This window comes from Allobosea sp. P2_B12, from assembly GCF_056404835.1.
The window spans coordinates 34914-57861 of the sequence record NZ_JBFUDG010000008.1 but is presented as its reverse complement, the minus strand read 5'-3'; the positions used below and the strand labels follow the sequence as shown (position 1 = coordinate 57861).

At 67.1% G+C, this 22948-nt stretch carries 22 protein-coding genes, 1 tRNA gene and 1 pseudogene; 14 read left to right on the top strand and 10 right to left on the bottom strand.

What is annotated here, in order from left to right; translation table 11 throughout:
- Nucleotides 1-91 precede the first annotated feature (91 nt).
- The gene (locus AC1DYU_RS18830) at nt 92-1516 is read right to left on the bottom strand and encodes a sodium:proton antiporter (RefSeq protein WP_476792958.1); all 1425 of its coding nucleotides are present in this window, start codon (nt 1514-1516) and stop codon (nt 92-94) included.
- Nucleotides 1517-1714: 198 nt separating this feature from the next.
- On the opposite strand from AC1DYU_RS18830, the gene AC1DYU_RS18825 reads away from it, so the two are divergent.
- Both AC1DYU_RS18825 and AC1DYU_RS18820 read left to right on the top strand, forming a co-directional pair.
- Entirely contained in the window at nt 1715-2503 is a 789-nt protein-coding gene (locus tag AC1DYU_RS18825; RefSeq protein WP_476792957.1) for a class II glutamine amidotransferase, read from the top strand.
- 187 nt (nt 2504-2690) lie between these two features.
- Nucleotides 2691-4421 carry a M10 family metallopeptidase C-terminal domain-containing protein gene (locus AC1DYU_RS18820; protein ID WP_476792956.1) on the top strand — a complete coding sequence of 577 codons (1731 nt, stop codon included), beginning with the start codon at nt 2691-2693 and terminating at the stop codon, nt 4419-4421.
- Between the two features lie 210 nt (nt 4422-4631).
- On the opposite strand, the gene AC1DYU_RS18815 is transcribed toward AC1DYU_RS18820, so the two are convergent.
- The gene (locus AC1DYU_RS18815; protein WP_476792955.1) at nt 4632-5867 is read right to left on the bottom strand and encodes an MmgE/PrpD family protein; all 1236 of its coding nucleotides are present in this window, start codon (nt 5865-5867) and stop codon (nt 4632-4634) included.
- A gap of 7 nt (nt 5868-5874) precedes the next feature.
- On the opposite strand from AC1DYU_RS18815, the gene AC1DYU_RS18810 reads away from it, so the two are divergent.
- The 4 genes and pseudogenes from AC1DYU_RS18810 (at nt 5875) to AC1DYU_RS18795 (ending at nt 8105) form a co-directional block, all read left to right on the top strand.
- The gene (locus tag AC1DYU_RS18810) at nt 5875-6414 is read left to right on the top strand and encodes an SRPBCC family protein (protein ID WP_476792954.1); all 540 of its coding nucleotides are present in this window, start codon (nt 5875-5877) and stop codon (nt 6412-6414) included.
- 144 nt (nt 6415-6558) lie between these two features.
- Nucleotides 6559-7086: pseudogene (locus AC1DYU_RS18805) on the top strand (FAD-binding oxidoreductase); the annotation flags it as partial.
- Nucleotides 7087-7461 carry a 2Fe-2S iron-sulfur cluster-binding protein gene (locus tag AC1DYU_RS18800; RefSeq protein WP_476793070.1) on the top strand — a complete coding sequence of 125 codons (375 nt, stop codon included), beginning with the start codon at nt 7087-7089 and terminating at the stop codon, nt 7459-7461. It begins immediately after the preceding pseudogene.
- Nucleotides 7462-7631: 170 nt separating this feature from the next.
- Complete coding sequence (locus AC1DYU_RS18795) at nt 7632-8105, top strand: peptidoglycan-binding domain-containing protein (protein WP_476792953.1); 474 nt, start codon at nt 7632-7634, stop codon at nt 8103-8105.
- A 91-nt stretch (nt 8106-8196) separates the two neighbouring features.
- On the opposite strand, the gene AC1DYU_RS18790 is transcribed toward AC1DYU_RS18795, so the two are convergent.
- Together AC1DYU_RS18790 and AC1DYU_RS18785 are read right to left on the bottom strand one after the other, a co-directional pair.
- A tRNA-Ala gene (locus AC1DYU_RS18790) sits at nt 8197-8272 on the bottom strand.
- 194 nt (nt 8273-8466) lie between these two features.
- Nucleotides 8467-8868: a TIGR02300 family protein gene (locus AC1DYU_RS18785; RefSeq protein WP_158486682.1), complete on the bottom strand. Its 402-nt coding sequence runs from the start codon at nt 8866-8868 to the stop codon at nt 8467-8469.
- Nucleotides 8869-9094: 226 nt separating this feature from the next.
- On the opposite strand from AC1DYU_RS18785, the gene aroA reads away from it, so the two are divergent.
- From aroA to AC1DYU_RS18770, 3 genes are all read left to right on the top strand, one after another.
- Nucleotides 9095-10435 (top strand): 3-phosphoshikimate 1-carboxyvinyltransferase, encoded by a 1341-nt coding sequence (aroA, locus tag AC1DYU_RS18780; RefSeq protein ID WP_476792952.1) that lies wholly within the window; start codon nt 9095-9097, stop codon nt 10433-10435.
- Nucleotides 10432-11088, top strand: coding sequence for a (d)CMP kinase (gene cmk / locus AC1DYU_RS18775; RefSeq protein ID WP_476792951.1), 657 nt, complete (start codon nt 10432-10434; stop codon nt 11086-11088). The genes aroA and cmk overlap by 4 nt, the downstream gene beginning before the upstream one ends.
- A 123-nt stretch (nt 11089-11211) precedes the next feature.
- The gene (locus AC1DYU_RS18770; RefSeq protein ID WP_476792950.1) at nt 11212-11991 is read left to right on the top strand and encodes a DUF1194 domain-containing protein; all 780 of its coding nucleotides are present in this window, start codon (nt 11212-11214) and stop codon (nt 11989-11991) included.
- 7 nt (nt 11992-11998) lie between these two features.
- On the opposite strand, the gene hrpB is transcribed toward AC1DYU_RS18770, so the two are convergent.
- Nucleotides 11999-14497: an ATP-dependent helicase HrpB gene (hrpB, locus tag AC1DYU_RS18765; RefSeq protein ID WP_476793069.1), complete on the bottom strand. Its 2499-nt coding sequence runs from the start codon at nt 14495-14497 to the stop codon at nt 11999-12001.
- 86 nt (nt 14498-14583) lie between these two features.
- Here hrpB and trpA point away from each other — a divergent pair, with 86 nt between their 5' ends.
- Genes trpA through AC1DYU_RS18750 form a run of 3 tightly spaced genes read left to right on the top strand, consistent with a single transcriptional unit; the run spans nt 14584 to nt 17755 of the window.
- Entirely contained in the window at nt 14584-15456 is an 873-nt protein-coding gene (gene trpA, locus AC1DYU_RS18760) for a tryptophan synthase subunit alpha (RefSeq protein ID WP_158486686.1), read from the top strand.
- Between the two features lie 48 nt (nt 15457-15504).
- Entirely contained in the window at nt 15505-16410 is a 906-nt protein-coding gene (gene accD, locus AC1DYU_RS18755; RefSeq protein WP_476792949.1) for an acetyl-CoA carboxylase, carboxyltransferase subunit beta, read from the top strand.
- A gap of 22 nt (nt 16411-16432) precedes the next feature.
- Nucleotides 16433-17755 carry a bifunctional folylpolyglutamate synthase/dihydrofolate synthase gene (locus tag AC1DYU_RS18750; protein WP_476792948.1) on the top strand — a complete coding sequence of 441 codons (1323 nt, stop codon included), beginning with the start codon at nt 16433-16435 and terminating at the stop codon, nt 17753-17755.
- Between the two features lie 9 nt (nt 17756-17764).
- Here AC1DYU_RS18750 and AC1DYU_RS18745 read toward each other — a convergent pair whose 3' ends face one another.
- Together AC1DYU_RS18745 and AC1DYU_RS18740 are read right to left on the bottom strand one after the other, a co-directional pair.
- Nucleotides 17765-18184, bottom strand: coding sequence for a PIN domain-containing protein (locus tag AC1DYU_RS18745; RefSeq protein WP_476792947.1), 420 nt, complete (start codon nt 18182-18184; stop codon nt 17765-17767).
- Entirely contained in the window at nt 18184-18441 is a 258-nt protein-coding gene (locus AC1DYU_RS18740; RefSeq protein ID WP_476792946.1) for a type II toxin-antitoxin system Phd/YefM family antitoxin, read from the bottom strand. The genes AC1DYU_RS18745 and AC1DYU_RS18740 overlap by 1 nt, the downstream gene beginning before the upstream one ends.
- A gap of 104 nt (nt 18442-18545) precedes the next feature.
- Here AC1DYU_RS18740 and AC1DYU_RS18735 point away from each other — a divergent pair, with 104 nt between their 5' ends.
- On the top strand, nt 18546-19391 hold the full coding sequence (locus AC1DYU_RS18735; RefSeq protein ID WP_476792945.1) for an aldo/keto reductase: 846 nt from the start codon (nt 18546-18548) through the stop codon (nt 19389-19391).
- Nucleotides 19392-19466: 75 nt separating this feature from the next.
- Nucleotides 19467-21050, top strand: coding sequence for an ABC transporter substrate-binding protein (locus tag AC1DYU_RS18730; protein WP_476792944.1), 1584 nt, complete (start codon nt 19467-19469; stop codon nt 21048-21050).
- A gap of 34 nt (nt 21051-21084) precedes the next feature.
- On the opposite strand, the gene hisA is transcribed toward AC1DYU_RS18730, so the two are convergent.
- Genes hisA through AC1DYU_RS18715 form a run of 3 tightly spaced genes read right to left on the bottom strand, consistent with a single transcriptional unit; the run spans nt 21085 to nt 22948 of the window.
- The gene (gene hisA, locus AC1DYU_RS18725; protein ID WP_476792943.1) at nt 21085-21825 is read right to left on the bottom strand and encodes a 1-(5-phosphoribosyl)-5-[(5-phosphoribosylamino)methylideneamino]imidazole-4-carboxamide isomerase; all 741 of its coding nucleotides are present in this window, start codon (nt 21823-21825) and stop codon (nt 21085-21087) included.
- Nucleotides 21813-22469, bottom strand: coding sequence for an imidazole glycerol phosphate synthase subunit HisH (gene hisH / locus AC1DYU_RS18720; RefSeq protein ID WP_158486693.1), 657 nt, complete (start codon nt 22467-22469; stop codon nt 21813-21815). Before hisH ends, hisA begins: the two co-directional genes overlap by 13 nt.
- On the bottom strand, nt 22466-22948 hold the full coding sequence (locus tag AC1DYU_RS18715; RefSeq protein WP_476792942.1) for a DUF2628 domain-containing protein: 483 nt from the start codon (nt 22946-22948) through the stop codon (nt 22466-22468). Before AC1DYU_RS18715 ends, hisH begins: the two co-directional genes overlap by 4 nt.

Sequence of the window (22948 nt, the reverse complement as noted above, 5' to 3'; positions counted from 1 at the left end):
GGGATCCATCGTAGGGCCATGCCCTGCCCTATGATGGATCCCGGGACGGCCTGCGGCCGCCCAGGATGACAGCGCGTTTCAACGCAGCCGCCTACCGGAAGAAGATCAGCGTCTGCAGCAGGAAGAGCGGGATCAGGATCGCGCCCGACCAGAGCATGTAGCCGAAGAAGCTTGGCATCGCGACCTTGCGGTCCTTGGCGATGGCGTAGACCATGAAGTTCGGTGCGTTCCCGATATAGCTGTTGGCGCCCATGAAGACGGCGCCGGCCGAGATCGCCGTCAGCGTCAGAGCGCCCGTCGTCATCAACTGCACGGGATCGCCTCCCGCCAGCTGGAAGAAGACGAGATAGGTCGGTGCGTTGTCGAGGAACGACGACAGGATGCCGGTCAGCCAGAAATAGGCGGCCGCATTGGCGCTGCCATCCGCATTGGTGACGAGCGCGACCAGCGGGGCGAAGGCGCCGTTCCGGCCCGCCTGGAGCATCGCCAGCACCGGAATCATGCAGACGAAGATGCCGGCGAAGAGCTTGGCGACCTCCCTGATCGGCCCCCAGCTGAACTCGTTGCCGGCGCGCACGGGGCCTGGCGTCAGCTTGAGCGAAATCCCGGCCAGCGCCAGCAGGATCACGTCGCGCACGAGGTTCTGCAGCTCGACCGGAATACCGTGCACGTCGAAGACGATACCCGGCTTCCAGCTCGCCGACATCAGGATGGCGAGGATGACGCCCCCCAACAGCGCGATATTGACCTTGCCGTAGAGCTTGATGGCGCGATCCGGCGTTGGATCCTTGAGCGGCGGGAGGCCGTCCTCCTTGCGGTAGAGCCAGCTGTCGAGCGCGAAGAACAGCCCGAGCAGCATGACGACGGCGAAGCTGGTTTCGGGCAGCAGATGCGTCGTCGTCCAGAAGAAATCCACGCCCCGCAGGAAGCCGAGGAAGAGCGGCGGATCGCCCAGCGGCGTCAGCGAGCCGCCGATGTTCGAGACCAGGAAGATGAAGAATACCACGACATGGACGTTGTGGCGGCGGGCGTCGTTGGCGCGCAGGACGGGGCGGATCATGATGATCGATGCACCGGTCGTGCCGACGAAGCTCGCCAGCACGGTGCCGATCGCCAGCAGCACGGTGTTGGTCGCGGGCGTGCCGTGCAAATTGCCCATGATCAGGATGCCGCCCGCGATCGTGAACAGCGCGAAGAGCAGGATGATGAAGGGCACGTAGTCGAGCAGGCCGGTGTGCAGCAGCGCGCCCAGCGCCGGATCAAAGCCGCGAAACAGCACCAGGGGGACCAGCACGAGCATGGCCCAGAAGGCCGCGAACTTGCCGTAGTTGAGCTCCCAGAGATGCGGGAACAGGACGGGCCCGAGCGCGATCGACAGCAGCATGCCGGCGAAGGGCAATGCCCATGCGACGCCGAGCGTCGCCCCGCCGATATCGCCGGCAGCGAACGCCGCGCTCGAGGCCAGACAGGCGGCGACGGCCGCGCCGATCCGCGTCAGAACGATTTTCAAAGCCATTCCCCGCCCAATCCTTGCATGCGTGCCGCCATTTTCGGCGTGCGTGCCGCCAATCCCTTGCCAAGGACGGTTATACGACGGCTATCGGGCTCGCAACCGCCGGACGTCCTGGCGGCTGACCGGCGTTGTGTCGTTGTTCATGATCCGAGAATAATCTTCTCCTTGCGGTATCCGCCGCGCCTGATTCGGACAGCGTGCATGTGCCGTTTCCTTGCCTATTCCGGTGTCCCGGTCTTTCTCGAGGATCTCGTTGCCGCGCCCTGCCATTCGCTGATCCACCAGTCGCTTCATGCGACGGAGGCCAAGACGGGGACCAATGGCGACGGCTTTGGCGTCGGCTGGTATGGCGACCGGTCGGAGCCCGGCCAGTATCGCGAGGTCCGTCCCGCCTGGTCCGACGAGAACCTTTTGTCGATCGCACGGCAGGTCCGCTCGCATCTGTTCTTCGCCCATGTCAGGGCTGCGACGGGAACCGCTACGACGCGGGCCAATTGCCACCCCTTCGCCCATGGCCGGCATCTCTTCATGCATAACGGCCAGATCGGTGGCTACGGCCTGATCCGGCGCAGGCTTGAGGCCCTGATCCCGGACTCGCTCTATTCCGCACGGGTCGGCACGACGGATTCGGAAGCCCTTTTCCTGCTCGCCTTGGCGCGCATCGAAAGCGGGTTTGCGCCGGGCGCGGCGCTGGCGGCCGCTCTCGGCGACGCGCTCGACCTGATGCGCCAGTCCGGCATTCGCGAGCCGCTGCGCTGCGCCGCCGCGATTGCCGATGGCGACACGATCCATGCGGTGCGCTGGTCCTCGGATGCGCGGCCGCCGAGCCTTTATCTGTGCGATCGCGGCGACAGCGTCGTCGTCGCCTCCGAGCCGGTGGATGCCTCGCGCGACTGCTGGCAGGCCCTGCCCTGCAACACGCTGGTCAGCATTCGCGCCGGCACAGTGGCGCTGACGCCCTTCGAGGTCGGGCTCGAACGGGCGGCCTGACGCAGCACGGACCTTTCACTGCCAGTCATCAGAATAGATGATGCAAACGCCAATTTTAACGCTACGTTAGCCACCGCGACGCGGCCTCGAGGCTGTCGTCAGACTGCGACATACTGGTCGCGGCCTGACGCGATCAAGAGCTGATATCGCCTGTCCGTCCGGGCAGAATCCCTATCGGAGGTTTGTCATGTCTCAGGTTGCAGCAAGCGGAATCCAGGATATCGACGGCCTTCTGTGGGGCTATAAATGGGACGCCCTCGACCTGACCTATTCGATGCCGACGACCGCGACGGAATACACCAATGGCGGCTATCAGGCCGTGAACGGCTTTCAGCAGATGAACGCGGCACAGATCACCGCGATCCACCGCGTCATGGCGAATTTCGGGAATGTTTCGGGCCTGAATTTCACGCATACGACAGGCACCGGTGCTGCCATCCGTTTTGCCGAGGCGACATCGATCGATGCCGGGGCCAATGACACCCTCCACTCCATTGGTACCGCGCAAGGCACGCCACCGGATCCGGGCTTCGACGGCAATTCATGGGGCGACACCTGGTACAATCAGACAAGTTACAACGCCCCCTCTGTCGGCAGCTTCGCCTATTCCGCCGGCTTCCTGCATGAGGTGGGCCATGCCGTCGGCCTGAAGCACGGACACTCGCCGCAATCGGGCCTGCCGGCCCTGCCGACGGATCATGACTCGTACGAATACTCGGTCATGACCTATCGGCAATATGTCGGTGACAACCCGGGGAACGGCGACAATGCTCCGCACCATCCGACGACGCTGATGATGAACGACATCGCGGCACTGCAATACATGTACGGCGCCGACAACAGCTACAACAACGGCAATACGACCTATACCTTCAGCACCACGACCGGCGAGATGTTCATCAACGGCGTCGGCCAGGGCGCCGCGATCGCCAATTACATCCTGCTGACGGTTTGGGATGGCGGCGGCAACGACACCTACGACTTCTCCAACTATGCCACCAATGCGGCGATCAACCTGATGGCCGGCAGCTATTCCAGCCCCTCGAGCGCGCAGCTTGCCAATCTCGGTGACGGCCGCACGGCCAGAGGCAGCATTTTCAACGCCTATCAGAACGGCGATTCCCTGATCGAGAACGCCTTCGGCGGGTCGGGCAATGACGCCATCGTCGGCAACCACGCCAACAATGTGTTGCGCGGCAATGGCGGCAATGACGGCGTCATGGGCGGTGACGGCAACGACACGATCCTTGGCGACGCCGGCAGCGACACGCTGATGGGCGAGAACGGCAACGACGCGATCGCGGGAGGGACGGAAGTCGACTTCATCCTGTGCGGCGAGGGCGCGGACGTTGCTTTCGGCGGCGCCGGCAACGACGCGATCCTCGGCCAGGGTGGCGACGATGTGATCTGGGGCGAAGACAATTCGGGCGCCCCCGCAGGCGATGACGGCATCGACGGCGGCGACGGCAACGACACGCTGCTAGGTCAGGGCGGCAGCGACACCATCATCGGCGGCAATGGCTACGACTCCATCGCCGGCGGCGATGGCAGCGACCGGCTCTACGGATATGCAGATGCCGACGTCATCTTCGGTGGCACCGGCAACGACCTGATCTATGGCGGCCAGGGCGGCGACGTGCTGAAGGGCGAGGGCGACGCCGACCTGTTCTGCTTCGGGCTCGGTGATGGCGGCGATCTCATCATGGACTTCAATTTCGGCGGCGTGCGCGATGGCATCGATCTGCGTTCGATGTTCGACGTTGCCGGCTTTACCGGAACCAATCCGCGCGCGGCCGGTATCCTTGGCGTCTTCCAGAGCGGTGCCGACACTGACGTCTATGTCTACGGCGTCTTTACATTCCGCCTGCAGAACGTCGTCGCCGCCGCGGTCGACGACAGCTACTTCCTGTTCCAGTAGGTTTCATCGTGCCGCGCGCCGCCATTTTGCGGCATGCGGCGGTCCGTTCTCCCGAAGCGGGGATTTATTCGAGCCCTGTGAACCTTGCCCCCGGCTGCGGCGACAGATGATTGGGTCGCAGCCTCGCGGCTCGAACTTCGCCGCTCCGGTCTTCACACCTCCCAAAGGCTACCGGAGCGGCGATATCTCTTTGGCAGAAGGCCCGAAGGGTCAATTGCCGGCCGACGTCGCCAGAACCAGGTTCAGGGCCGAAGTCAGCGACGTGGTCTGCGGGCCGAGTTGCAGGCAGGTTCCAGCGATGCTGCGCCATTCGTCGCGATTGCGATCCGCGCCGGCCGTCTCGAACTTGGCGAGGAGTTCGGCGTCGCTGAGCGGTTCGGCCGGATCACCCCGCGCCGCTGTGACATCCGAAACGAACTGCTCGCCCGTCAGCGTCGTGATCCGGGCGACCGCTAGCCTCTGCTGCGGGAATGCGGCGGAGAGGTCGGCCCGCTCCTGCAGAGTGATCCGCCCGAGCATCGCCGCGATGCTGGGATCGGCAAGCCCGCCGGGACCGATCTCGTCGGCCCCGAGCCTCCCGCGAACCAGGAAGGCCGCGAGCGGAAAACCGAGCGCATACTGCGCCGCTTCCGTGGTCGATGGACGCGCCGTTCCCAGGCTGACGCCAGCCGCGAAGGTCTCGCCCACAACCGTCGCGATGCTTTCAGGCGCGATGGCATGGCGCGAGACCAGCGTGGCGGCGGCCTGAATGGCCGGCTGGGCCCAGCGGCAGACCGGGTGTGGCTTGAAATACTGCTCCATGATTCGCCAGTGCGCGCCCAAATCGCTCCAGATCTCGGCCTGATCGGGAGCCTCGATCGTGATGGCCGGCGCGCCGGTGAAGTCGTCCTGCGCCAGATAGGCGGCTGAGACGCCGGCGAAGGCCCCCCAACCGGAACCGTCCTTCAGCATGGTCGGATAGGCGATGCAGCGCATCATCTGGCTGCGCGGACCATGATACTCGGCCGTGCCCAAGGCGTGGCGGGTGGTCTCATGGTCGAGCTTCAGCAGGCGCGCCGCCACGGCGGCACAGGCCAGCGCGTTCCAGGCACCGGAGGCGTGGTAGTCGGAGACGCTGCCATGCAGCGCGATGCCGGCCCGGGTCGCGATCTCGTAGCCGATCACCAAGGCCGTCAGCAGTTCGCCGCCATCGAGGCCCTCTGCCGACAGCATTCCCTCGGCGTCGGCGACAGCCAGCAGCGCCGGCAGGATCGCAACGCCGGCATGGCCCTTGGTCAAAGCGTGGCCGTCATGCGCGTCGAAGGAATCGATCGTGGACGCCCCGGCAAAGGCCGCGCCGGCTGCACTCGCGCGGCGTCCATCGAAGATCAGCCGCGCGCCGCCTTCGCCCCTCATCTGGCGGATGGCGAAGCCATGAACGACGCGCGAGAGTTTTGCCCAGTTCAAGGCCCTGATGGATGCCAAGACGGCGCAATGGGATGCGCTGGGGCTGCCTCACAAGCCGGCCGATGGCGGCCAGGAGTTCCGCTGCATCCGCCTGCCCTTCCATGAGGGCGCGGTCTCCTTCACCATGGATGGCGGCCCGGCCTGCCGGAAGCTGCTAGCGGATTTCACGGAAGCCGATCTCGGTTCGGTCAGGATGTTCCGCGCGCCCAACAACTGGAACCACTTCCTCTCCGACAACATCCTCCATTTCAGGGTGCTGCCGCTCGGCCAGGACCGCATCGCCGTGCGCACCACCTGGCTGGTGCATGAGGATGCGGTCGAGGGCGTCGATTACGACATCGCGCGCCTGACCGAGGTCTGGATCGCCACCAATGCGCAGGATGCCGAGCCGGCCGAGGTCAATCATCGCGGCATCCGCTCGATGGCCTATCGGCCGGGCCCCTATGCGCCTTCAGAGTTCATGCTGACGAATTTCGCCAACTGGTACGCTGGCAAGATGGCGGATTTCGTCGCCGGGCCGTCGCCGGCCAGGATGGCGGCGGAATGAGCGCGGCTGTTCTCGATGCCCCTGCTATGGCGACACCAGCGGCAGAGCGTCTGACGCTGACCGTGGTCGAGATCCGGCCCGAGACGCATGACGTGAAGACCTTCATCTTCCGGCCGGAGGGCGGCATGCCCCTATTCCGCCGGCCAATCGATGACTCTGAAACTCTCGTTGGGGGGCGAGACCCTGTTCCGCACCTTCTCGCTGGCCTCGGCCCCGGACGCGTCGGGCACGCTGGCGATGACGATCAAGGCCCATCCCATGGGCCGCGCGACACGGTGGCTGCGTGAGGAACTCGCGGTTGGCGATATCATCGAAAGCCGTGCCCCCAAGGGGCGCTTCATTATCGACGCCCGCGCCACGCAAAAGCTCGCCTTGGTCTCGGCCGGCTCTGGCGCCAGCCCGCTGATGGCGATGCTGCGCCATCTGGCGGCGACCGCGCCCGATAGCGATGTCTGCTGGCTCCACGCCGCCCGCACGCCCCGCGACATCCTGTTCGCGCGCGAACTCGCGGCTTTGCAGGCGAGCATGCCGAACCTTGCTGTCGCGATGATCGCCAGCCATCCCGAGCCAGGCTGGTTCGGCTTCAGCGGCCGGCTCCATCGCCGGCTGGCCTCGGTCGCGCTACCGGATTTCGGCCGGCGCGAGGTGTTCTGCTGCGGCCCGGACGGCTTCATGGACGAGGCAAGGCTGATCCACGCCGCCGAGGGTGGCCAGCGCGCGCATTTCCACATCGAGCATTTCGGTGCGGTCGCGCCGGCGGCCCTGGTCGCCATTCCCGACAACGCGCTTGAGACGGGCTTTTCCATCCAGATGGGCGAGAAGCGCTTCCTCGCCCGCGCCGATGAGACGCTGCTGGAGGCGGCCACGCGCCAGACCATCGTCATCCCCTGCGGCTGCGCCTCGGGCATGTGCGGCACCTGTCGCGTCACGCTGGTCGAAGGCTCGGTCGCGATGCAGCACGAGGGCGGGATCTCGGCCGAGGAAGAAGCGCAGGGCTATATCCTGGCCTGCTCGTCGAGGCCGCGCTCGGATGTGACGATCGCGTAGTGGATCGCTTGGGCCCGCAGACCCTCCAGGACGCGTCCCGGAACATCCCCTCGTCCGTCCAGGCCCCCAAGCCCTGCCTGTCACCCCGGGAACAGCGCCGTGGTCGGAGCTTGCCTATTCCTGATTGCAACGGGGCGGCGCTGGGCTCCCCGTCTCATCGGGAGGCAATCATGGCTAAAGTCATATCCTATGGGGAATCCGGCTGCATGTTCCTGGTCGAAATGGGTGTCGGCCCCGGCCGCGCCAACAACCGCGACGACGTCACGCTGGTCCAGTACTTCCTGAATCTGTGGTTCGCCCATCCGGACAATGCCGTGGCGCGTGCGGTGGCCGGGGTACCGCTGAAGGTCGATGGCCTGATCGGTCCCAAGACCAAAGTCCGGATCAAGACCTTCCAGAGCATGATGAAGGCCCATGGCCTGCCCCTCCTCGCCGATGGCTGCATCGATCGGATGAGGGACGAACAATGGATCATTGTCGACGACGGCAAAGGATCGATCTATGCGATCTACTGCCTCAATGCCGAGATCATGCGTCTCTATGACGAGAATCTGGTAAACCTCTACCACCGGGCGGATTACCCGAAGCGGCTGGAGCCGATGCTGATGAAATATGTCGCGCGGGTGCTTGATGAGGCTGCCTGAGGGCAGCGTCGGCGCAGGCGCCGAGCAAAAAGCAAAGGGCGCCTCGAGGCGCCCTGCATAACCTAAACAACCGAATTTCTGAGGGTGGAGATGGTGGAGCCAGGCGGAATCGAACCGCCGACCTCTTGAATGCCATTCAAGCGCTCTCCCAACTGAGCTATGGCCCCACGTCTCAACCAGCTGAACTTTGGGGGTCAGCCGGGGTCTTTCAGGCTCCAATCCGCTCGCCATCCGGCGAGGGCGGGATCGGCACCCGGTCGCCGCGTCAGCGGCGAAGCGCTCTATAGGCGGGAGCGGCGGAAGACTCAAGCGCCGATTGTCGCCTGATCGTCATTCTCTTGCGGCCCGCCTCCGGGAAGAGTCAGACGTCCTCGTCGCCCTCGATGTCGCCATCGATCAGGTCGGCGACGTCATCGTCGCCTTCCTCGTCCTCTTCGAGGAAGGTGTCGTCATCGGGCGCGACATCGTCTTCGACCTCGATGTCGTCCTCGCTGGTGACGACGGCTTCCTTCTCGCTCGCCTCGGCATCGGCCTCGTCGAGCGAGACGAGCTCGACCGCCTCGTCGGCGGCCTCGACCTCATCCTCGTCATCGGCGGGCTTGGCCGCGGCCACGGCTGCAGACGCCTTGGCCTGCGGCTCGAAGACCGAACGCGGATAGGATTGTCCCGTGTAAGGCGAGACGATCGGGTCCTTGTTCAGGTCGTAGAATTTGCGGCCCGTGACCGGGTCAACGCGCTTCGTTCCAAGTTCCGGTTTCGCCACTGCGTCGGACCTTCAATCATTCATGTTCTGAAAAGCAGGCGCGTCCGTTAGTCGGGGCAGACGGCCCTGTCAAATGCTCATTTCACGCGGGCACGCCACGCACGGACCGTAGAAGCCCATTTCGGCTGCCCTGCACACGGTCCGGCGCCTGCAACCCGGACGTGACGCATGACCGGGGCGCGTGCTAGGGCACGCCATTCCCGATCGACCAGCCGGCAGAAACCCCTTGGCCCACGCACAAACCCCCGTTCCCGTCACCGCACGCCGTTCCGGTCCGCTTCGCGGCAGCGTCCGCGTGCCCGGCGACAAATCGATCTCGCACCGGGCGATGATCTTCGGCCTGCTCGCCATCGGCGAGACCGCGGTCACCGGCCTGCTGGAAGGAGAGGACGTGATGCGCACGGCCGATGCCGCCCGCGCACTGGGCGCGATCGTCCATCATGACGGGCCAGGCGCCTGGCGTGTTCGCGGCGTCGGCGTCGGGGGCTTGCGCGAGCCGGCGGGGCTGCTCGATTTCGGCAATGCCGGCACGGGCTCGCGCCTGATGATGGGCGTCTGCGGCGCACATCCGATCACCACGACCTTCGACGGCGACGCCTCGCTGCGCAAGCGCCCGATGCGGCGCATTCTCGATCCGCTTGAACTGATGGGGACCGTGATCGTCTCGCAGGGCGAGGGCGGGCGCGTGCCGCTGACCCTGCGTGGGCCGAAGGAAGCCCTGCCGATCACCTACCGCACGCCTGTCGCCTCGGCGCAGATCAAGTCGGCGGTGCTGCTGGCCGGCCTTGCCGCGCCCGGCGAGACCACCGTGATCGAGACGGAAGCGACGCGCGACCACACCGAGAAGATGCTGATCCATTTCGGCGCCGATGTCGTCGTGACGCCCGAGGGCGAGCATGGCCGGCGCATCGTGCTGAAGGGCCAGCCGGAGCTTCAGGCCGCGCCGATCGTCGTCCCGGCCGACCCGTCTTCCGCGTCCTTCCCGCTGGTCGCCGCGCTGATCGTGCCGGGTTCCGACATCCTGATCGAGAGCGTGATGACGAATCCGCTGCGCTCGGGCCTCCTGACCACGCTGCGCGAGATGGGCGCCGACATCACCGTCGAGAGCGAGGCCAATGAGGGCGGCGAGGCGGTCGCGACCTTGCGGGTGCGCGCCGGCACCCTGAAGGGCGTCGTGGTGCCGCCCGAGCGGGCGCCCTCGATGATCGACGAGTATCCCGTGCTGGCGGTGGCGGCGTCCTTCGCGACCGGGACCACGCGAATGCGCGGCTTGCAGGAACTGCGCGTCAAGGAATCGGACCGGCTCGCGGCGGTCGAGGCCGGACTGAAGGCGGCGGGCGTCACCTGCGCGATCGAGGGTGACGATCTTGTCGTCGAGGGTTCGGGCGGGGCGGTCGCTGGCGGCGGCATCGTCGCGACCCATCTCGACCATCGCATCGCCATGAGCTTCCTCGTCATGGGGCTGGCGACGCAAAAGCCGATGCAGGTCGATGACGGCGCCATGATCGCGACCAGCTTCCCGAGCTTCATTGCGCTGATGAACGGGCTCGGAGGCGAGATCGCATGAGCCGCGAACAGGCTCCTGTGGGGCTCGTCATCGCGGTTGACGGCCCGGCCGCATCGGGCAAGGGCACGCTGGCGCGCCGGCTCTCGGCGCATTACGGCCTGCCCTATCTCGATACCGGCCTGCTCTACCGCATGGTCGCCCGGGCGATGCTCGATGCCGGCCACGACATCCGAGACCCGGAAGCCGCGGCAAGGCTCGTCTCGACCTTCCGGGAAGACGCGTTCGCCGAGGACAGCCTGCGTGGCCGCGAGATCGGCGAGGCGGCCTCCGTTGTCGCGGCGATGCCGGCGGTGCGCAGCGGGCTGATCGCGCGCCAGCGTTCCTTCGCGGCTCAGCCCGGCGGCGCGGTCCTCGACGGGCGCGACATCGGCACGGTGATCTGCCCGCAGGCGCAGGCCAAGCTCTTCGTCACCGCGACGCCTGAGGTGCGGGCCGCGCGACGTCACAGGGAGCTCGCGGGACGCGGCGAGGCTGCCACTTTCGAAGGCATCCTGGCCGATATCCGCCGACGCGACGCGCGCGATTCCGGCCGCAGCGACGCGCCGCTGAAGGCGGCCGAGGACGCGGTGATCCTCGATACCTCGGCGCTCAATGTCGAGGAAGCGGCAGCTGCGGCGATCTCCATCGTCGAGCGGCGCAATACGGCGCGATAATCGGCGCCGCTGCCCAGCTTTCGCCCTTGGAACGAATCGAAAGCAGGCGCACACTTCCGTTGCGACATGATGACGGAGGAAGCGATGCGGCGTTGGCTGTACGGTCTCTTGAGTCTGGCTGCGATGGGTCTATGGACCGGTGCGGCCTCCAACGCCCAGCAAGCGACGACCCCGCCCGAGGAGGTCGATGTCGCGCTCGTGCTTGCGGTCGACGTCTCCTTCTCGATGGATCTCGACGAACTCGCCTTGCAACGGAATGGCTATATCGAGGCCTTCCGCTCGAAGCAGTTGCATGAGGCAATCGGCAAGGGCGCGATCGGCAAGATCGCGGTGACCTATTTCGAATGGGCCGGCGGCAATTTCCAGCACATCGTCAAGCCCTGGACGATCATCGATTCACCCCAGTCGGCCATGGCCTTTGCCGAGGAGCTCGGCGAGGCGCAGACGCGGCGCGGCCGCCGCACCTCGATCTCGGCAGCGATCGATCTCGGCGTCGCCCTGCTGGAGCAGGCCAATGTCACGCCGCTGCGCAAGGTGATCGACATCTCCGGTGACGGCGCCAACAATGACGGGCGCGCCGTCACCACCGCCCGCGACGAGGCCGGCGCCAAGGGCATCAGCATCAACGGGCTGCCGGTGATGCTGAAGCAGGCGAGCTATTTCGACATCGACAATCTCGACGTCTATTATCAGGACTGCGTCGTCACCGGTATCGGCGCCTTCGTGATCCCGATCCGCGAACGCCACCAGTTCGTCGACGCGACCCGCACCAAGCTGGTCCGCGAGATCGCCGAGATGCCGCGCGATGGCGAGGCGCTGGTGCAGAAGGCACAGGCGACCGGCGGCAACAATGCGACCTGCCTTGCCGGCGAGCGCCAATGGCGCGACCGGATGGGGAATTGAGACCGGCTCACGTCCCGCGGGGCTTGGCCCGGGTCGTCGGCGGCGCGGCGGCGGGGTCGTCGGGCCAGGGATGGCGCGGATAGCGGCCCTTCATCTCGGATTTCACCGCGGCCCATGAGCCGCGCCAGAAGCCCGGCAGGTCGCGCGTGATCTGGACGGGCTTGTGTCCCGGCGAGAGCAGTTCCAGCACCAGCGGCACCCGTCCGCCCGCGAGCGCAGGATGTTTCGCGAGTCCGAAGAGTTCCTGCACCCTGACCGAGATCGTCGGCCCGGCCTCGGCAGCATAGTCGACGGCGAGGCTGGAGCCGGTCGGCGCGGTGAAATGCGTCGGCGCCTCGCTGTCGAGCCGGCGCTTCATCTCCCAGGGCAGGAGGTCGCCGAGCGCGGCATCGAGATCGCCCGGCTGGATCGTGTCCAGCGACGTGCGCCCGATGACATGCGGCGCGAGCCAGAGTTCCGGCGCCGTGGCGAGCCCTTCATCCGACAGATCCGGCCAACCCTGCTCCGGCTCGGCCCGGCGCAGGAAATCGACGCGCTCACGCAATTGCCGCTGCGCTTTCGTCCAGGGCAGCAGGCCCATGCCGAGCCCCGCGATGCCCTTTGCGAGAATGTCGGCATTGGCCGCCGAGGCCTCGGCCGGCAGCGGCCGTTCCGACAGGCTGAGCGCGCCGTATCGCCGTACAGACCGGACGCGCAAGGCGCGGGCGGTGCGGTCGAAGCTGGTTTCGTTGTGCTCCTCCATCGCGAACGGCGACAGCTCGTTGCCGACCAGCCAGGCGATGGCCCCCTCCGCGATCGCGGCAGCCGAGAGGATGCGCGATTGCTGGGCGGCGCCGGTCATCTCGGCGACGACGATATGGCTTTCGCGCGCCAGACGCTGCGCGGGCTCGATCGTGGCGCCGCGGCCATTGGCGAGCAGATACAGCCCCGAGCCCGGATTGCGCGCCCTGGCGACCCGGTCGGGATAGGCGAAGGCGAGCAGCAGGCCGGGCGCCAGAGGCTCAGCCCCGGTCTGCTGCCTTGCGGCTTGCTGCGCCGCGCGGGCCCAACCCTCGGCGAGGCGGCGCATATCGGCGGCACGGCCGCCGCGCTCGCGCTCGAAGCGATCCAGCCGTTCGGCAAGATCGGGCGCATCGCCGCCCAGTCCGCGCTCGACCAGGATCGCGGCCAGCATGGCGGCCGCGCCGGCCTGTCCGAAGCGCGCGGCGACGACGACCATGCGGGCAAGACGCGGCGGCAGCGGCAGGGTCTGGAGCGTGCGCCCTTCCGGTGTAATCCGGCCATCGGCATCGAGCGCACCGATGCTGGCGAGCAGGCTGCGCGCCTCCTTGAGGGCGGGCGCGGGCGGCGGATCGAGGAAGGCGAGACTTGTCGGGTCGGAGACGCCCCAGGCCGCGCAGTCGAGCAGAAGCGGCGCGAGATCGGCGGAGAGGATTTCCGGCCGGGCGAAGGCCTCGAGCGCGCCGTTGCCGGCCTCCTCCCACAGGCGATAGCAGATGCCGGGCTCGGTGCGGCCAGCACGGCCACGGCGCTGGTCGGATGCGGCCCGGCTGGCGCGGCGCGTCTCCAGCCGGGTGACGCCGAGGTCGGGCTCGTAGACGGGAATGCGGGCGAGGCCTGAATCGATCACCACCCGCACGCCCTCTATCGTCAACGAGGTTTCGGCAATGGCCGTCGCCAGCACGACCTTCCGACGACCGGGCGGGGCCGGCAGCACGGCGCGGTCCTGCTCCGTCTGGTCGAGCGCGCCATAGAGCGGCGCGATCTCGACGGTGTTGTCACGGATCCGCTCGCGCAACCGCTCCTCGACCCGTCTGATCTCGCCCTGTCCGGGCAGGAAGACGAGCTGCGACCCGGGCTGCTCATTCAGCGCCAGCAGCACGGCATCGGCGACCTGGTCCTCGATGCGCTTCAGCGGCTCGCGGCCGAGATAGCGCGTCTCGACGGGAAAGGCCCGGCCCTGGCTCTCGATCACCCTCGCTTCGCCGAGGAGCCTCGCGACCCGCGCGCCGTCGAGCGTTGCCGACATCACCAGAATCCGCAGATCCTCGCGCAGGCCCGATTGCGCATCGAGCGCCAGCGCCAGCCCGAAATCGGCGTCGAGCGAGCGCTCGTGGAATTCGTCGAACAGCACGGCGGCGATGCCGTCCAGCGCGGAATCGTCGAGGATCATCCGGGCGAAGACGCCCTCCGTGACCACCTCGATGCGCGTCTTCGGGCCGATCTTCGAACCGAGCCGGACGCGCAGGCCTACCGTCTCGCCAACGCGCTCGCCCAGCGTCTGCGCCATGCGATTGGCCGCGCCGCGCGCCGCGAGCCTTCGCGGCTCCAGCACGATCAGCTTGCGCCCTAGCGTCCAAGGCTCGTCGAGCAAGGCGAGCGGCACGCGCGTTGTCTTGCCTGCGCCAGGCGGGGCGACGAGCACGGCATTGGGCCCCGCACGCAGGGTGGCGGCGAGATCCCCGAGGACGGCGTCGATAGGCAGGGGCGTGTCGAAGGCGCGCATGACCCGTGGCATGTGGCGCAGCCCGCCATCACACGCAAGCGCAACCCTCTCGCCAGCCCGCGCGCGTCATGCTAACCGCTCAAATCATGACTGATCCCAATATCCCCGACACCCAGACAGCCACCGGCCAGGCTCGTATCCAGGCCCGCTTTCAGGCCTGCGCCAACGAGGGCCGCGCCGCGCTGGTGACCTTCGTCACCGCCGGTGACCCCGACTTCACCACCGCGAGCGCGATCCTCGCCGCCCTACCCGGCGCAGGCGCCGACCTGATCGAACTCGGCGTGCCCTTCACCGATCCGATGGCCGACGGCATCCCGGTCCAGCTCGCCGGCCAGCGCGCGCTGCATGGCGGCCAGACGCTGAAGAAGACCCTGGCCATGGTCGCGGAGTTCCGCGCCAAAGGTCATGACACGCCGATCGTGCTGATGGGCTACTACAATCCGATCTACGCTTATGGCGTCGAGCGCTTCCTGCCGGACGCGCGCAAGGCCGGCGTCGATGGCCTGATCGTGGTCGACCTGCCGCCGGAGGAAGACGTCGAGCTCTGCCTGCCGGCGCTGGCGGCGGGCTTGAGCTTCATCCGCCTGGCGACGCCGACGACCGACGACAAGCGCCTGCCCAAGGTGCTGCAGAACACCTCGGGTTTCGTCTATTATGTCTCGGTCACCGGCATCACCGGCGGTACGATCACCAATTACGACGCGGTCGGCGATGCGGTCGCCCGCATCAAGCGCCATACCGACCTGCCCGTCGCTGTCGGGTTCGGCGTCAAGACGGCACAGGATGCCGCCACCATCGCCAAGGGCGCGGATGGCGTCGTCGTCGGCTCGGCCCTGGTCGAGCGCGTCCGGCTCTCGCTGGACGCAGACGGCAAAGCCACGGAAAAGACGGTTTCGGCTGTCACCTCGCTGGTTTCCGAATTGGCCGCAGGCATCCGCTCGGTCGCGAAGGCGGCCTGAGGCCAGGTCCTCGCCCGCCTTCCGCGCCAGAATCGTAAAGGTCGATCCATGAACTGGATTTCCGAAGTCGTCCGGCCGCGCATCAAGACGCTGTTCAAGCGCGAGAGCCCGGAGAATCTCTGGATCAAATGCCCTGATTCCGGGCAGATGGTCTTCCACAAGGATGTCGAGGCCAATGGCTTCGTCATTCCCGGTTCCGACCACCATATGCGCGTCACCGCGCAGGACCGGCTGCGCCTGACCTTCGACGAAGGCAAATGGCTCGATGTGCCGCTGCCCGAGGTCGCGACCGATCCGCTGAAGTTCCGCGACGAGAAGCGCTATATCGACCGGCTCAAGGACGCCCGGACCAAGACCGGCGCCATCGACGCCTTCAAGGTCGGCTATGGCCGGGTCAAGGGCCTGGCGCTGACCATCGCGGTGCAGGATTTCCACTTCATGGGCGGCTCGCTCGGCATGGCGGCCGGCGAGGCTTTCATCAAGGGCGCCGAGACCGCGCTCGAGAAGAAGACGCCCTATGTCGTCTTCGCCGCGTCGGGCGGGGCCCGCATGCAGGAAGGCATTCTCTCGCTGATGCAGCTGGCGCGCACGACGGTGGCCGTGCGCCGCCTGCGGGCTGCCCGCCTGCCCTATATCGTCGTGCTGACCAACCCGACCACCGGCGGCGTCACCGCCTCCTATGCCATGCTCGGCGACATCCACATCGCCGAGCCCGGCGCGCTGATCGGCTTCGCCGGCCCGCGCGTCATCGAGCAGACGATCCGCGAGAAGCTGCCCGAGGGCTTCCAGCGCTCCGAGTATCTCAAGGATCACGGCATGGTAGACATGGTGGTGCACCGCCACGACCTGCCCGAGACCCTTGCGCGCCTCGGCCGGCTTCTGACCAAGCAGCCGCTCCAGAGCGCTGCGCCTGCCACCGCGGCGCCGCCGCGGCCCATCGTCGAAGCGATCTGACGCGACGGCGGCCCGGGGCATCATGGGATCGTCCGATACGGTGCTGGCGCGCCTGCTGGCGCTGCATCCCAAGCTGATCGACCTCTCGCTCGGGCGCATCCTGACCCTGCTGGAGCGCCTCGGCGATCCGCAGAAGCGCCTGCCGCCGGTGATCCATGTCGCCGGCACCAACGGCAAGGGCTCGACCATCGCCTTCATGCGGGCGATCCTCGAGGCGGCGGGCTTGTCCGTCCATGTCTACACCTCGCCGCATCTGGTGCGTTTCCATGAGCGCATCCGGCTGGGCGCCCCCGGCGGCGGTCGCTTCGTCGACGAGGCCGTGCTGGTCGAGGCCTTGGAGCGCTGCGAGCGCGCCAACGCCAGCGATCAGATCACCTTCTTCGAAATCACCACCGTCGTGGCCTTCCTGCTCTTCGCCGAGCACAAGGCCGATGTCGTGCTGCTCGAAGTCGGCCTCGGCGGGCGCTTCGACGCGACCAACGTCATCGCCAACCCGGCCTGTACGGTGGTGACGCCGGTCTCGTTCGACCATTCCGAATATCTCGGCGACAGCGTCACCAAGATCGCGGCTGAGAAGGCCGGCATCTTCAAGCGTGGCGCGCCGGCTGTGATCGCCCCGCAGGAGCCTGAGCCGACGGCGGTGCTGGAGGCGGCGGCCGAACGTGTCGGCGCATCGAAGATCCTGATCGGCGCTCAGGATTTTTCCGTCCATGAGGATGGCGGGCGGCTGGTCTATGAGGATGGCGACGGCCTGCTCGACCTACCCCTGCCGCGCCTCTCCGGGCGTCACCAGCATGTCAATGCCGGGACCGCGATCGCAGGCTTGCGTGCCGCCGGCTATGGCGGCCTTCGGAGCTACGCCTTCGAGCAGGGCATGCTCAATGCGGACTGGCCGGCGCGGCTGCAAAGGCTGGCGCGCGGCAAGCTCGCCGATCTCGTGCCGGGCCGCGCCGAACTCTGGCTCGACGGCGGCCACAATCCCGATGGCGGCCGCGTGCTGGCGCAGGCGATGGCCGATCTCGCCGACCGCAACCCGGCGCCGCTGGTGATGATCGCCGGCCTGCTCTCGACCAAGGACGCGAAGGCCACGCTCGGCCATTTCAAGGGGCTGGCGCAGTTGCTCTTCGCCGTGCCGATCCAGAACCAGCTCGTCGCGCGCCCGGCCGAGGAGGTCGCAGGGCTTGCCCGTTCGGCGGGGCTCGTGGCCGAAACCGCCGGCTCGGTCGAACAGGCGCTGCGCGAGATTTCGGCACGCGACTGGTCTGCGCCGCCGCGCATCCTGATCTGCGGCTCGCTCTATTTGGCGGGCGAGGTTCTGTCGGCGAACGGCACGCTGCCGGCGTGAGACTATGAGTTATCGCGTATAAAGCCAGGGATTGAACACGGGTACGCCGCAGGCCTCAAAATCCCTGATGTTTCGCGTTGCGACCGTCAGACCATGAACCGATGCGGTCGCCGCGATCATGCTGTCTCGATCGGGCTTCGGGTCGGGAACATGCATCGCGGCACAGCGCAATGCGGCAACGGTATCGAAGGCCAGCACCCGCGCCTCGAACCGGGGCAGAAAGTGCTCGGCCATCCAAGATCTCAGAATACCCGCCTGCCGATGGTCACGGCGCCCCACGAGGAGAATCCCCTGTTCGATCTCCATGATCGTGACGACCGACACATAGAGATTCTCAAGCGGAACGGCTTGCGACCACGCATAGACATTTGCATCGAACTGGTTCTTGCGACGCAATTCCGAGATCACATTGGTGTCGAGTAGAAACATCACTCGAAGTCGGCAGGCTTGAAGCTAAACCCGCGAAGCCTCGGAGGATCGAACTCGAAATCCGCTTCCGGTCTCGGATCGGCGATAGCCTCCGCCAGAGTCATGCCCTTCGATGACAGCTTTTGGTAATTCTCGATGGACAGCAGCACATGTGAAGGTCGCCCGCGATCGGTTATGAACACCGGCCCATCATGCGCCGCCTTCTTGGCCTTCCCGGTGTCCTGATTGAATTCACGGCTGGAGAGCGTGGTCTGCATCGGCAAACCTCCTCTTTTGTACAAGAACGACTTACAATGTAGAGATGTTTCTACATTTTTGGAAGAGCGTTGATGAAACTGTCGCCAGACAGCCGAGGGAGCAGATGACGACGAGGCCATTCGGAACGGCCGGTCGCGAGATCACGGCCATCGGACAAGGCACCTGGTATATAGAACAGGGCGACAAGCGCTCGGCGGTCGCGGCCCTGCGGCGCGGTCTCGATCTCGGGTTGTCCCATATCGACACCGCCGAGATGTATGGCGATGGCCGCTCCGAGGCGATCATCGGCGAGGCCATCGCCGGCCGCCGCGACGATGCCTTCCTGGTCTCGAAGGTATTGCCGCACAACGCCTCGAAGAGTGGCACCCGCGCCGCCTGCGAGCGTTCGCTGCGCTATCTGAAGACCGATCGGCTCGACTGCTATCTGCTGCACTGGCGCGGCCCGCATCCCCTGGCCGAGACCTTCGCCGCCTTCGAGGCGTTGAAGGCCGAGGGCAAGATCCTGTCCTGGGGCGTCAGCAATTTCGACGTGGACGACCTCGACGAGGCGCTGTCCGTCGCCGGTCCCGGCGCGATCGCCTGCAATCAGGTGCTCTACCATCTGCGCGAACGCGCGATCGAACATGCCGTCATCCCCTGGTGCGAGCGCAACGGCGTCGCTGTCACTGCCTATAGCCCGTTCGGCCATGCCGACTTTCCGTCGCCAGGCAGCGCGGAGGGGCGGGTTCTGGGCGAGATCGGAGCGGCCCATGGCGCCACCGCCCGTCAGGTCGCACTCGCCTTCCTGACACGGCGGCCCGGCGTCTTCGCGATCCCGAAGGCGGCCGGCACCGCCCATGTCGAGGACAATGCCGGGGCGCTGCATCTGGCGCTCACGGAAGACGACCTTGCCCGGATCGAGGCGGCTTTCCCGCGCGGCCCGAAGCCGCGCTCGCTGCCGATGCTTTAGGCAAGCCGCGTTCCAGAGCGGCGACTGGCACGGGCCGTGCTAGAACGCGGGCTTCCGCCTGCTGGAGTGCTGCCCATGCATCGCCGTCAATTCCTCAAGACCTCCGCCGCCGCTTCGGCCCTGCTCGCCGCTCCGAACCTGGCGCTCGGCCAGGGCAGCAACGTCCTGCGCTTTGTGCCCTATGCTGATGTCGCGGTCATCGACCCGATCTGGACGACGGCCTATGCGACGCGCACCCATGCGCTACTGGTCTTCGACACGCTGTTCGGGCTCGACGAGAACCTGCAGCCACAGCCACAGATGGTAGAGGGCCATCTTGTCGAGGACGGCGGCAAGCGCTGGACGCTGACGCTGCGGCCCGGCCTCGTCTTCCATGACGGCACGAAGGTGCTGGCGCGCGACTGCGTCGCCAGCCTCAAGCGCTGGGGCGTGCGCGATGCCTTTGGCCAGGCGGTGATGGCCGCGACTGATGAGATCGTGGCGACCGACGACCGCACCATCGTGTTCCGGCTGAAGCGGCCCTTCCCGCTGCTGGCGCATGCGCTGGCCCGGCCGAGCTCGCTGATCCCGGTGATGATGCCGGAGCGGCTGGCGCTGACCGATCCGTTCAAGCAGGTGCCCGAAGCGATCGGCAGCGGCCCGTTCAGCTATGTGATGGGCGAGCGCGTTCCCGGCGCGAGGCACTTCTATGCCAAGCATGCCGGCTATGTGCCGCGGCAGGGCACGCCGAGCTTCACGGCAGGCGCCCGCACCGCGCATTTCGACCGCGTCGAGTTCCAGGTCATTCCCGATGCGGCGACGGCTGCGGCAGCGCTGCAATCGGGCGCCGTCGACTGGGTCGAGCAGCCCTTGATCGACCTGCTGCCCGTGCTGAAGGCCAATCGCGACATCGTCGTCGAGATCAAGGACCCCTTCGGCTGGTGCGGACAGGTCCGGCTCAACCACACGCAGCCGCCCTTCGACAACCCGGCGATCCGCCGCGTCATCCTGAAAGGTCTGAACCAGACCGAGTGCATGCAGGCGGTCGCAGGCGCCGACAACTCGCTCTGGAAGGACCGCACCGGCTTCTTCGGCGCCGTCTCCGACATGGCGACCGAAGCGGGGCTGGAGGCGATCGGCTCCTCCTCCGACTATGCCGCGCTCAAGAAGGAGCTGATCGAGGCCGGCTACAAGGGCGAGCGCGTCGTCTTCCTGTCGGGGCAGGACGTCGCCCGCATCAGTGCGGTCTGCGAGGTTGCGGCCGAGATGATGCGCAAGATCGGCATGAACGTCGATTTCGTGCCGGCCGACTGGGGCACGGTGATCCAGCGCATCACCAAGCGCGGGCCGGTCGAGGAGGGCGGCTGGAGCTGCTACGTCACCTATTGGTCCGGCCTCGACCTGGCGACGCCGGCGACGAACACGCCCCTGCGGGCCAATGGCGCCAAGGGCGCGACCGGCTGGCCCGACAGCCCCGCGATCGAGGCCTTGCGCGACAAATGGCTCACGGCGGCCGATCTCGCCGAGCAGAAGACGATCGCGCGAGATCTCCAGCTCCAGGCGCTGAAGGACGTGCCCTTCGTGCCGGCCGGGCAATATTTCCAGCCGGTGGCCTATCGCAAGAACCTGACGGGCATGCTCAAGGGCGTGCCAGTCTTCACCAATATCCGGAAGGTCTGAAGGCTCAGCCGGGGTTGGAGTGGCCACCGGCCGCTCAGGCGGCCCGCGCCAGCCGCTCCAGCGCGGCGGCCGGGTCGATGCGCCCGTCATAGAGCGCCCGGCCGGTGATGGCGCCTTCGAGGATCGCCGCGTCGGGCGCCATCAGGCGCTCGATGTCGGCCATCGAGGCGAGCCCGCCCGAGGCGATGACGGGGATGGTCAGCGCCTTGGCGAGCGCGATCGTGCCGTCCCAGTTGATGCCCTGGAGCATGCCGTCGCGGGCGATGTCGGTGTAGACGATCGCCGCAACGCCGGCATCCTCGAAGCGCCGGCCGAGATCATCGGCGGCCAAGGCCGAGGTCTCGGCCCAGCCTTCGACCGCGACAAACCCGTCGCGGGCATCGATGCCGACCGCGACCTGGCCCGGAAAGGCCTTTGCCGCCTCGCGCACGAAGGCGGGGTCACGCACGGCGGCCGTGCCGATGATGACGCGGGCAATGCCCTTGGAGAGCCAACCCTCGACCGTCCCAATGTCGCGGATGCCGCCGCCGAGCTGCACCGGAAACGCGACCCGCTTCAAAATCGCCTCGACCGCCGCGGCGTTCATCGGCTTGCCGGCGAAGGCGCCGTCGAGATCGACCACATGCAGCCATTGGAAGCCCTGGGCCTCGAAGGCGGCAGCCTGCGCGGCGGGATCGTCGTTGAACACCGTCGCCTGGTCCATGTCGCCCTGCTTCAGGCGCACGCACTGGCCATTCTTGAGATCGATGGCGGGAAAGAGGATCACGGCTTCCATCCGAGGAAATTGGCGATCAGCCTGAGACCGAGCTTCTGGCTCTTCTCGGGGTGGAATTGCGTGCCGGCGATATTGTCGCGCCCGACCATCGCCGTGACGGGGCCGCCATGATCGGTCACGGCGAGCACATCGCCGGGCCTCTGCGCCGCCAGCGCGTAGGAATGGACGAAATAGGCGTGCAAGCCATTGGGGCCGGTCTCGATGCCGTCGAGCAAGGCGTGGTCGTTCTGCCTGGCTAGGGTGTTCCAGCCCATATGCGGAATCTTGAGCCCTTCGCCTTCCGGCACGATCAGCGTGACATCGCCCGCGATCCAGCCGAGGCCCGGCGTGACCGTGTATTCGAGCCCGCGCGAAGCCAGAAGCTGCATGCCGACGCAGATGCCGAGGAAGGGTCGGCCCTTTTCGCGAACGACCTCCTCCAGCACCTCGACCATGCCGGGCACGGCATCGAGGCCCCGCCGGCAATCGGCGAAGGCACCGACGCCGGGCAGCACGATGCGGTCGGCGGCGCGGACGTCGTCGGTGTCGCTGGTGACGCGGATGGTCGAGGCGATGCCGGACTCCGATGCCGCACGCTCGAAAGCCTTGGCCGCCGAGTGCAGATTGCCGGAACCGTAGTCGATGATGACGACGGACTGGCTCATCGGCCCCGCGCCTCGGGAAAGAGGCCGATGATTGGCACCGGCCCGGCCGGCTGCGGACGGGCCGCCGGCAGCGGCAGGCGCGGCGGCGCGGCCTCGCCGGCCAACGCGCGCTCGAAATAACGCCGCTCGGCCTCGGGCAGGTCGCGCGCCTCGACGACATCGGCCAGGCGCCAGCCCTGGCGCGCCAGCTTGCGGGCGATCAGGTTCTGGCCTTCCAGACCGAGAAAGAACGCGATCGTCCAGTGCGACAGCAGCAGCGCGCCGCTGGTGAGACCGAACTGGCTGCGCGCATAGAACAGCGCGCCCCAGAGCAGGGCGTAGATCAGCGTCGCCAGCCAGAGCCGCTTGCCGAGCAGCCACAGGCCGCCGAAAATGAACGCCGGCCAGGTGAACGTCTCGGGCAACAGCCGCGCCTGTTCGATCTCGTCACGCGCGCCGCCGGAACCCGGCGGCGGGATCATCACCGTGTAGAATGCCAT